General features: G+C 54.7%; 8 protein-coding genes. 5 read left to right on the forward strand and 3 right to left on the reverse strand.

Annotation, left to right across the window (positions count from 1 at the left end; translation table 11 throughout):
• Positions 1–15: 15 nt before the first annotated feature.
• Positions 16–1,083, forward strand: coding sequence for a type VI secretion system-associated FHA domain protein TagH (gene tagH, locus HB779_RS25290; protein ID WP_188346650.1), 1,068 nt, complete (start codon positions 16–18; stop codon positions 1,081–1,083).
• A gap of 9 nt (positions 1,084–1,092) precedes the next feature.
• On the opposite strand, the gene HB779_RS25295 is transcribed toward tagH, so the two are convergent.
• The 3 genes from HB779_RS25295 to HB779_RS25305 form a co-directional block, all read right to left on the reverse strand.
• Positions 1,093–2,787, reverse strand: coding sequence for a peptidoglycan DD-metalloendopeptidase family protein (locus HB779_RS25295; protein WP_188346651.1), 1,695 nt, complete (start codon positions 2,785–2,787; stop codon positions 1,093–1,095).
• Positions 2,700–3,374, reverse strand: a complete 675-nt coding sequence (locus tag HB779_RS25300; RefSeq protein ID WP_188346652.1) for a hypothetical protein — start codon at positions 3,372–3,374, stop codon at positions 2,700–2,702. The genes HB779_RS25295 and HB779_RS25300 overlap by 88 nt, the downstream gene beginning before the upstream one ends.
• 334 nt (positions 3,375–3,708) lie before the next feature.
• Positions 3,709–4,764: a caspase domain-containing protein gene (locus tag HB779_RS25305; protein ID WP_188346653.1), complete on the reverse strand. Its 1,056-nt coding sequence runs from the start codon at positions 4,762–4,764 to the stop codon at positions 3,709–3,711.
• Positions 4,765–5,167: 403 nt separating this feature from the next.
• Between HB779_RS25305 and HB779_RS25310 the strand changes: the two genes are divergently transcribed.
• The 4 genes from HB779_RS25310 (at position 5,168) to icmH (ending at position 9,491) form a co-directional block, all read left to right on the forward strand.
• Complete coding sequence (locus HB779_RS25310; protein ID WP_256440685.1) at positions 5,168–6,439, forward strand: FHA domain-containing protein; 1,272 nt, start codon at positions 5,168–5,170, stop codon at positions 6,437–6,439.
• A 112-nt stretch (positions 6,440–6,551) separates the two neighbouring features.
• Positions 6,552–7,070 (forward strand): type VI secretion system lipoprotein TssJ, encoded by a 519-nt coding sequence (tssJ, locus tag HB779_RS25315; RefSeq protein WP_188346655.1) that lies wholly within the window; start codon positions 6,552–6,554, stop codon positions 7,068–7,070.
• Positions 7,071–7,088: 18 nt separating this feature from the next.
• Positions 7,089–8,429, forward strand: a complete 1,341-nt coding sequence (gene tssK / locus HB779_RS25320) for a type VI secretion system baseplate subunit TssK (protein ID WP_188346656.1) — start codon at positions 7,089–7,091, stop codon at positions 8,427–8,429.
• Positions 8,430–8,552: 123 nt separating this feature from the next.
• The gene (icmH, locus tag HB779_RS25325; RefSeq protein ID WP_188346657.1) at positions 8,553–9,491 is read left to right on the forward strand and encodes a type IVB secretion system protein IcmH/DotU; all 939 of its coding nucleotides are present in this window, start codon (positions 8,553–8,555) and stop codon (positions 9,489–9,491) included.
• Positions 9,492–9,688 lie beyond the last annotated feature (197 nt).

The following is a 9,688-nucleotide window of genomic DNA, read 5'->3' on the forward strand; positions in this document are numbered from 1 at the left end:
TTGGAGAATCGATCCTTGCATGGGGACGATATCATTCCGGAATTCGCATCGGACCGACGCACTTTCACCATAGGACGTGCCGAAGATGCCGACTGGTCATTGCCGGACCGGAGCCGTTTCGTTTCCACACAGCACTGCCGCATTTTTTATGAAGAAGAGCATTATTGGGTCGAAGACCTGTCTTCGAACGGCTTGCTGGTCAACGGAGAAGAGCTGCAGAAAAGTGCGCGCCGCCTGTTGTCGGCAGGTGATCTTGTTGAAATCGGGGCCTATCAGCTCCGTGTATTCTTCGAGCAGGCGCAGCAGCATGACCCTGTTCTTAGCGCTGAAGAAACAGTTTTCATTCCACGCGGCGCTGATGGCCCGTTGCGGGAGATGGAAGACCGCACCATGTTCCTTGGAGCGGTACAATCATTGCCTGCACCGGTAACCCGACCCATCATTGACCACCCCGAAAAATCAGCACCTGTCAAACCACGGCCGTCTGGCCGATCGGCAGGAGGCTCTCGGGAACGCTTCATCGAAAACTTTGCCAATGGAGCAGGTATTGATCCCGATGTTCTTGCGGGACGCCATGATGATGAATTTGCCGAACAATTGGGCGAAATCTTTCGGACCATCGTGCCCGGCCTGACCCAATTACTTACCGCACGGGCTCAGATGCGCGCACTCATCCGCAGTACGAAACAAACTGTCCTTAAATCAAGCGGCAATAATCCGCTTAAGTTTATTCCGGAGCCGTCGGCGGCGGTTGGGGCTTTGTTTGCGGCGAACAAGCGCGAATATCTTGATGCGACAAGCAGCTTCAGCGAAGCGGTCACCGACCTCAGGCAGCACGAACAGGCGGTTTTTCAGGCGATGCAAACAGCGCTTTTCCGCCTGCTGAATGAACTGTCGCCCGATGCTATCGAAACATCTGCGAAGAAGTCGTTTCTCTCCGGCAAAGGCGCTCACTGGACACGCTATGTCCAGGCCTGGAATGAACGCAACGAGCCTTACGAGAATGGTATTCTCGATGTGTTTCTCCACTATTTCGGTGAAGCCTATGACGAGAAGATCGGTAAAGAGACTGCGGCAGACTGACGGCGCGGATCAACCCTGCAGTTTGGCCAGGATCGTATCAATCGCCGAGCTATAGGCCCGGAAACGCGCTGCCTTGATCCGCGCTTCCCGATATACCGGAGAAACTTGCGCGCCACCCTGCCCTGACATTTTGCGATTGGACCAATCGATAATCCAGCCGGCCGTTTTGCCATAAAGAAAAGGATTTGCGCCGAAAACCGACGGGTCGAGCAGCGTACTCAATTGCGCTTCCGATGATGCGGTGAGAACTGATACAGCTCCGCCTCCGCCAAGAAAATGAGCGAGATAGAGATTACCGGCGGTTCCCGCAATTCCTGAAGCCTTGAGCGTGGCCTCATTTTCATTGGCGAGATTCATTACCATTTCTGTTGCCAGTGTCGGATCGGATTTCAGCGCCAGCAACTCATTCACACTCATCTTCGAGACGAGATCAGCTCTGTATGATCCCATCATTCGCAGCCAGGTACTGTTGATGAACTGTCCTAAACCACTTGCCGATGAGAGCGGGTTTGCAGCATTCGGATTGCCGCCGCTTTCAACATGGATGATGCGCTGGACAAGTTTTTCCGCCTCGCCATCAAGACCGATTTCGCTATATCCATAACCCAGAGGATCAACCAGTCCGCCATTGGCCATCAGCTCGAAATGCAGATGTGGCCCGGTACTCTGACCTGTGGAACCGACGAACCCAATGACCTGCCCGGCTTTGACAACTTTGCCCACTATTATACCGGTCGCAAATCCCTGAAGGTGCGCATAATGCGTTTCGCGGTTTCCAGCATGGCTGATCTTGATGAAGTTGCCAAAGTTTCCATTGGAACCCGCAAATGAAACCGTACCATCGAAAGATGCATAAACCGGCGTACCGGCCGGTGCTGACCAATCGACACCCTCATGAAACTTCACAGAGCCAAGGATAGGGTGCACACGCGGACCAAACCCCGAACGGAACACACCCTTCACGGGCAGGATAAAACCTTCTGCGCCCCCAAGGCCTGATGTTGTGTCATCTTCCGTCATGCAGGAATAGTCGCCGCCGCGCTCCGGCCGCAGCAGATAACATTTCAGCGTTTCACTGCCGCGCCGGATCGAAACATAGAGAACGCGCCCGCTTTCACTGGTCTCATCGCGCGGCGTATCGGAATAAAGCAGGGATACCTTGTCTTCAGGGGAAATAAACTTCCCCAGATCATAAAGACGCGACATCCGCATGATGGCTTCGGTTATAACATTGGCTGGGATGTCATTGCGGATGCCAGCACTGTAAATCCCATCCATGATGCGGAAACTCTGATCGAGTTTGGAAGTCTCGCCGCCATTGGCAAGATCGTTCCAGCTTTCGCCTTTCCACGGATCATCAATCTTGAGATAGCTGCCATTATCCGCGCGGGCGACACTGCCGATCAATCCTTCGCTGCCGTAGAGTGATATTTGTACTGGAGCGGTGGTTTTGGCCTGCGCATCGACCATTCCTGTACGCCAGACGGCAAGATAGCCCGGCCGCAACAGCTGAATATTCAGTGATTTTGCCACTGCTTCAGCAACACGGGCCGTTTCAACCGGTGTGGTGTGGCCGTCTTCGAGAACGTCCTTCACACTGCGCTCCGCCAGCACCTTTATGACGAACTGCTGATTTTGCAGACCACGCCGCTTTTCATCAACGATCTCGATATTGTTTGAACTTCCGGGTGACGATGCACCCATCTGTGCTGTCTCCTTGGGAGAAATCCCCCTTCCCAACCCGCATCGGATGAAGGACCTTCGCTAACAGGGGCAACTGTTCCGGCGTCTTGCGGGAGCGATACCGGCGTTGCCGATACTTCCGGCGTAGACTGCATCAATGCGAAATCCTGCGGGGTCGCCGGAAGTGCAGTCATCAGTCTTACCGAGCTTGAGAGCATGGTGTCTGACACGAAATAGATCGGCCCATTGATTTCCGAACCGCTATTGTTCTTCTGGAACCGGATTTCGCTCTTGCGTGGTTTGGGCTTTTCATTGTTGACAGTTTGAAGCAGAAGCGCGTCACGCCGGTCATCGGTAGCAGTCAGTTCGAAATCGCCTTCTTTGCCTGCCGATTGAACTTCATCCTCCGGGATGACCAGCGTCTCATTTGTCAGGTCATCAGCCACGCCCATGAATTTGGGCAGATAGACAAAAGCGACCGCAATTCCAGCCGCAAACGTTGCAAACGCGAATACCTGTATCAGGCGGCGCAAATTCCGGCGCTGGCGTGCCAGTTTTTTGGCCAGCTTGAAATCCGGCATGACTGTGTGGAGAGGTTCTCCGGGCATTGGTCAGCCGTCAATGGCAAGGAACGGCCCGAAAACTGACCTAATGGGTTCTGAATGAGTATCAGGTGAGAATGTCACCGGTAAACACCACCAATAAGACTGCCGCGGAGGCTTTTCTTCGGAGGAGCCGCAGGCGCTACAGTTGCAGGAGTGTAGGCACGCTGCGGGGCAGGTTCGCTATCTTGAATGCGCGTGGGGCGCGGCTTGGCCGGAAGGCGCGGACCAGGTTTGACAGGCGCTATCGCCTGACGCGGCGGCTGATAGAGGCAAACCACTGCGGGTTCGCGTTTAAGACTTTCATACAAAAACTGCGTCGGCCCCTTCTCGGACGACTTCATCTTTTTGGTCGTCCAGTAACGGTCCACTGCCTCTTGTGAACTTTCTCCCCAAGCTCCATCAACATCAGAAGTATAACAGCCAAGCCGCTGCAGTTCTGTCTGCACGCCCGATACCAGATCTTCCGGTCCGAAAATTGCAGCCGGTGCTTCCGGCATATAGATAACGGAGTTTCCCCCGTCTGCGGATCGATCATTGATGGATAGGCAAGACCACCTTGCGGTTCCGTTGTTAGATTACCCGTCGGCGGTTGTGTCGCGCCTTCAACATTGGTTCGGCGGGTCAGGCCCTGATCGGCATTTACCGAAGATGGATCAACGGAGGCAAACTGCTCGCCTTTGGCTGCCGGTGTCTGCGCAGAAAAATAAAACTGCTCCTTCAACGACGACTGGTCCCACGGTATCTGCCGCGACAGCGTTGCCTTCTGAACGTCGTTGCGAACCTTGATCATCAGGTCAGAGATACTGAGACCGGGGGTCCTCATGTGATCGATAAGCGCTTTGGTAAAGGGACTAAATGAGCTTTTGCCATCATAACTGATATTGCCGGGCTGTGTGGCAAACGCAACAAACACCCCGGCACCCGCAGTAACCTGCGCAAGACCGGCATTCACCGAACCGCCACCCGGCAAGGGATTGTTACGGCAGGCGTCAAGGAAAACAATTGTCTGACGGTTCCGCTGCTGCACCTCGCCAATGACCTTATCGAGACTGATGGTTTCATCAGCAATTTTCGACCGGTCGTTCAATTGCGCGTCAATGGGCACCAGGTAATTGACACCGTTCAACTGAAATCCGTGACCGGAGAAATAGACAAGCGCCACATCGGCGGTTTCAGCCTGCGTCTTGAACTCTTCGAATATCCGGTTGAATTCTGCTCGGGTGGTGTCATTAGCGGGAAACACGTCAAAACCCTGATCACGCAGAGCTGCAGATATACCTGCGGCGTCATTGGCCGGATTGACGAGTTTTTCCACATTCTGATAATTCGCATTGCCAACCACAAGAGCAATGCGCTTGTGCCCGCTGACGGCGACAATCTCCGCACGAGCCATTTGCCCGGCAAGCAAAAACGCAAGACAAATCAATCCAGCGCGGAGCACGCACTGAAAAAATTGTCTGATGTTTTTCGCGTCAGGAGTCACTTGACTGTCTCTTCAGCTGATTGGGCTAGACCAGACGGGTTTTGTCCAGTTTACTCCCGGTTATGATCTCACCATTCGCAGATCAATTCTGGATGCCAAAAAATAACCTATTTCTCACTCTGCTTGCAACTACCTTGTATCGGAGACTAAAGTTACAACGCTTGAATATTGTCCCTCAACCCGACAAACAAAACCATACACTACCATTGCTACTTGCAGGAATAACGCATGCAGAATCGAACTTCAGGCTCTGAACAATCCCAACGACACGTCATTCAGCGGCTCGGCGATCGTTCAGGACGCTCGTTTTACGATTGGACGAGGCGAAAGCTGCAGTTGGGTGATCAAAGACAGCCGCCGCGTCGTTTCCAAGCTTCATTGCATGCTTGAACAACGCGATGATGGCATTTTTCTGATCGATAAAAGCACGAATGGCGTCAGCGTCGGTGGAATTGCTGTCGACCGCCAGTATGGGCAACGTCTGTCAGACGGCGATACGATCGAAATTGCGGATTATCGTTTCAAGCTTTCGATCCAGAAGTCCGGTGCAAGACGGGATCAGCCGCAAGTTAGCAGTACGGATTTGCTTGGAGGTCCAAGCCTCACATCGATTCTGTCGGATATTGCGCCCGGCGGCGTCAGCGCAACAAGCAAACTTCCCGGCGAAAGCCATGACGAACTTTTCGACGGCCCGGCAAAACCGGCTTCCCGCGAAGCACTTGGCGCAACGGACGTTGGCTGGGATGGTCCTCCCGTAACAGAAGTGGACATTATTAAACCTTATCAGGTCAGCCGCCCATCGGCGCTCGCGGACAGGATTGAACAGACACCCACCGCCAATTCATTGTTTGATCTGCCGGTTGTTCGGCCAATTCTCCCCGATAACTGGGATAGTGACGATGACGAGCCAAGTGCGCCGCAGCCATCCGCGCCTCCTGTCGTCCGTCGTGTGCCCCAACAACAGTTCGTGCCCACGCCAACGCCGCACCCCTCTCCCAGTACTCCGCCCGTGGCCGCACCCGCTGCACCTTCAGACTCCGCACTTTTAAAAGCCTTCCTTGAAGGCGCCGGGCTGGAATCTCTGCCGTCACCCGATATGGATCCCGAACACCTCATGCGAAAAGCCGGGACCGTTCTTCGAATCGCGTTTGCAGAGCTTTACGAGATGCATGTCGCAAAAAACGCCTCGGCAGCGCGACTGGAGCTTGAAGGTATCGTAAGCGAAACACCCTGGATTTTCTCGCTGGCAGGGCAAAAGAACGACCAGTTGATGGATAGCATTCTCGAGTTCATTGGCGACGGGGAATCAACTGACGTGAAGCTGATTGAACGGGATTTCCAGTCGATTACCAATTATCAGACGGCGCTGTCAGCGGCGGTTCTTGACTTCATCGGCGAAGTTCAACAGGCAATCGATCCCGCAATGCTTTCAAACAGAACAAAGGCAAAAGCCATCCCCGCCTTGCGTAAAGCGGCGCTTTGGGATGAATTCCTGGCGTCAACCACAATTTTCGATGGACAACAAACCGGCAAGCCCAAGCCTGCACTCATGAAACTACTGCGCAAATTCTTTCCCCACTCCTAAACCTTCACGATCAAGATTACGTTGACGTGATGCTGTGTTATCTGCAAGTTACAACTCGGTTTACTACCTTGGAATGGGCAAGCGTCTAACGACAGAATATTGGGAGATTAGTATGCGTTTTGAAGCGCTTGAGCTATTTGTAACTTTCCGTAACCGCTCCTTGTCTCAACGCCATGCTTTTCTGGCTGTCACAGCGGCAGCAGGACTCTTCCTGTCGGCATGCACATCGACACCGGAGGTGACAGGTCCGAAGTATCAGGAGCCGATTGCTGCAACTGTTTCGGCCAGCGGGAATGCAAACCCGTCTCCATCGGGCTCGGCCACCCCGACTGCGGTGGAAATCTTCGTCTTGAAATCACCGGGCCGGTTCCAGTCGCTGGATTATTTTCAGTTGAAAGGCGGCAGCGCCCTTGGTGATGATCTGGTCGAGCGCAAGACGGTATCCGTGCGGCCAGGCGAGTCTGCCCAGCTAACGATTAACCCCGGGACCGAAGGCGCCTATGCGGGCGTGATTGCCGGCTTCCGTGATATCGAGAATGCGCGTTGGCGCGCGCTGACGCCGGTTACCGGCATGAGCCGCCTCAACATTTCAGTCGGAAAGCTCTCCGTCAGCGCATCTGCTGGCAAATAACCCTTACGGTGTTTTTTGATGGAACATGACAATCGCGTCGTCTGGTCGGAAGGCATGTTCCTTCGGGTTCAGCATTTTCAGCAGCAGGACCGCTGGACGGAAAGGCTTGTCAAATCGGCAGTGCGGGAACTCGTCAAGTTTCCCTGGGGAATTTCCCGCATAACGATCAATGAACAGCTTCTGGGCAATGGCATGTTCGCCTTGTCGAGTGTGCGCGGCGTTATGCCGGACGGCAGCATTTTTGAAGCGCCCGGCCCCGTGGATCTACCGGCACCGCTGCGGCTGGAAGAAGGCACAAAGAACGTTTTTGTTTATCTCTGCCTGCCTATGCAGCAACCCGGACTCGCCGAAATCGGCGGGGAAGCTGCAACACCGGGCCGCAATATTCGTTATGCGCGCCAGAAATATGAAGTGCAGGACACCAACGAAGGCAGCTCCATTTCCGCCTTGCTTGACGTCGGCCGCTTTCGCCTGACCTTCCTTTTGTCCGATGAAGAGCTGGCTGGCTATGACCGCATTGCCGTCGCACGCATCGTCGAGGTCAGGCAGGATCAATCGGTTGTCCTTGACGAAACATTTATCGCTCCATCGATCAATTGTGCTGCCCAGCTTCAGCTGGAAAATATCGTAACCGAGATTCTCGGTATCATGTCTCACCGGGCGGAAGCCATTGCCGATCGTATGGGCGACCCATCCATTCGCGGTACGGCGGAAGTCTCGGATTTTCAGTTTCTGCAGGTTCTCAATCGCAACGAGGCTGTATTCCGGCATCACCGTGAAAACCTGAGTTCACTTCACCCGGAGACACTTTATGTATTGTGTGCCCAGCTTGCGGGCGAACTCTCAACCTTCACCAAGGAGCGGCGGCGCGGATCGGTTTTCCCCGGTTACCGTCATCTTGATCTGAGGGGCTCGTTCGATCCGGTTCTGTTCGATCTGCGTGAATCGCTCTCGTCGGTGCTTGAGCGCTCTGCGATTGAAATTCCGCTGGATGAACGCAAGCATGGCGTTCGGGTCGGAACTATCACCGATCGCAGCCTTTTGGTGGGCAGTGGTTTTGTGCTGGCTGTACGGTGCGACATGCCGTCGGAAGCACTCCGCAGCACCTTGCCCCGCCAGATCAAGGTTGGCCCGGTCGAACGCATCGCCGAACTCGTCAATGTCGCGCTGCCCGGCATCGCCGTGCGTCCGCTGCCGGTTGCACCGCGCCAACTGCCTTATCGACCGGGAACCAGCTATTTCGAACTCGACCGTGACGGCGCATTGTGGAAGCAACTCAGCACGTCAGGTGCCATAGCAATGCATCTGGCCGGTGATTTCCCGTCCATTGAGTTTGAACTCTGGGCGATAAAGTCGTGATGTCATGAGCGACGACAAATTCTGGCGCAGCGAGCCGACGATCATCAAACCCAAACCGGGGGAGAGCGCGGTCGCGCTGCGCAATCTGGTTCCGACAATATCGACAATGGTGAAACCACAACCTTGCAGGCTGCGCTGCGCGAGGGTGGTGTCGATACCAACGATACGAGCCCGAAAGGCTTGCCGTTTCTGGTCGCCGCAGCCCGGCCGCAGCTCAACCTTCTCTATCATCTGCGTGGACTTCACGAGGAACCCGATCCCGAACAGCTTCGAACGGCTGTTATTGACGAAATGCGCGCCTATGAGCGCAAGGTTGCAAACGCCAACGTCGATACCCAGCATGCGCGTGTCGCCCACTACGCCCTCTGTGCCACGATTGACGACGTTGTTCTGAGCACGCGTTGGGGTGGCGCAAGCAACTGGGCCAGCAACAGTATTGTCTCTACATTCCACCGCGATGTGCAGGGCGGTGAGCGTTTCTTCGAATTGCTGGAACATTTCCACAAGGATCCGGGCCGCAACCGCGATATTCTGCTCTTGCTCTATTTGTGCCTTTCACTGGGCTTCAAAGGCCGGCTGCGGGTCAGCGCCCGTGGTGCTCTCGAACTTTCGCAGATAAGAGACAGCCTCTACAGGACGCTGCAGTCTTCGATGGGCGACGTCGAGCGCGAAGTGTCGCCGCATTGGCGCGGCATCAATGCACGCTTCTCCAAAGCGCGCTTCAAGAACCTTTATCCAGCCATACTTGGACTGCTCGTTCTGCTCTGCGCCTTTGGATATATCGGAATCCTGCGTCTTTTGAACACGGATTCAGACTCGATCATGGTTGCGATGGCCGCCGCGCCGCCTCAGGGCAATCCATCTATCAAAGTCATAAAGCCAGCGCCGCAACCCATCGAACAGGTGGACAGGCTGCGCAATTTCCTCGCATTCCTGCAACCTGAAGTGGATCGTGGCCTTGTGACCACCTCGCGCGACGGCAACAAAGTGCTTGTGCGTTTTCGCAACACCGGCTTTTTCGCCACGGGCAGCGCTGACGTATCCCCCAATTCCTCGGTCTGATCGACCGGATTGGCAGAGCTATTGCCGACGAGAAATTCTCGGTTCTTGTTATCGGCCATACAGACAATGTTCCGATACGCAACAGCGTGCGTTTTCCGTCAAACTTTGATCTTTCGCGCGCACGTGCAAAATCGGTTTCCACTGTTATCGGGAACTATGTGCCGGAAAACCAGATTCAGTTTACGGGCCGGGGCGAA

It is taken from the genome of Phyllobacterium sp. 628 (assembly GCF_014189505.1).
In the GTDB taxonomy this organism is placed as follows: Bacteria; Pseudomonadota; Alphaproteobacteria; order Rhizobiales; family Rhizobiaceae; genus Phyllobacterium.

What these genes read in the sequence shown, in the direction of transcription:
- HB779_RS25295 (WP_188346651.1), bottom strand. Translation starts at nt 2,787, where the DNA reads ATGGGTGCATCGTCACCCGGAAGTTCAAACAATATCGAGATCGTTGAT.
- tssJ (WP_188346655.1), top strand. Translation starts at nt 6,552, where the DNA reads ATGCGTTTTGAAGCGCTTGAGCTATTTGTAACTTTCCGTAACCGCTCC.
- HB779_RS25300 (WP_188346652.1), bottom strand. Translation starts at nt 3,374, where the DNA reads ATGCCCGGAGAACCTCTCCACACAGTCATGCCGGATTTCAAGCTGGCC.
- tssK (WP_188346656.1), top strand. Translation starts at nt 7,089, where the DNA reads ATGGAACATGACAATCGCGTCGTCTGGTCGGAAGGCATGTTCCTTCGG.
- HB779_RS25305 (WP_188346653.1), bottom strand. Translation starts at nt 4,764, where the DNA reads ATGGCTCGTGCGGAGATTGTCGCCGTCAGCGGGCACAAGCGCATTGCT.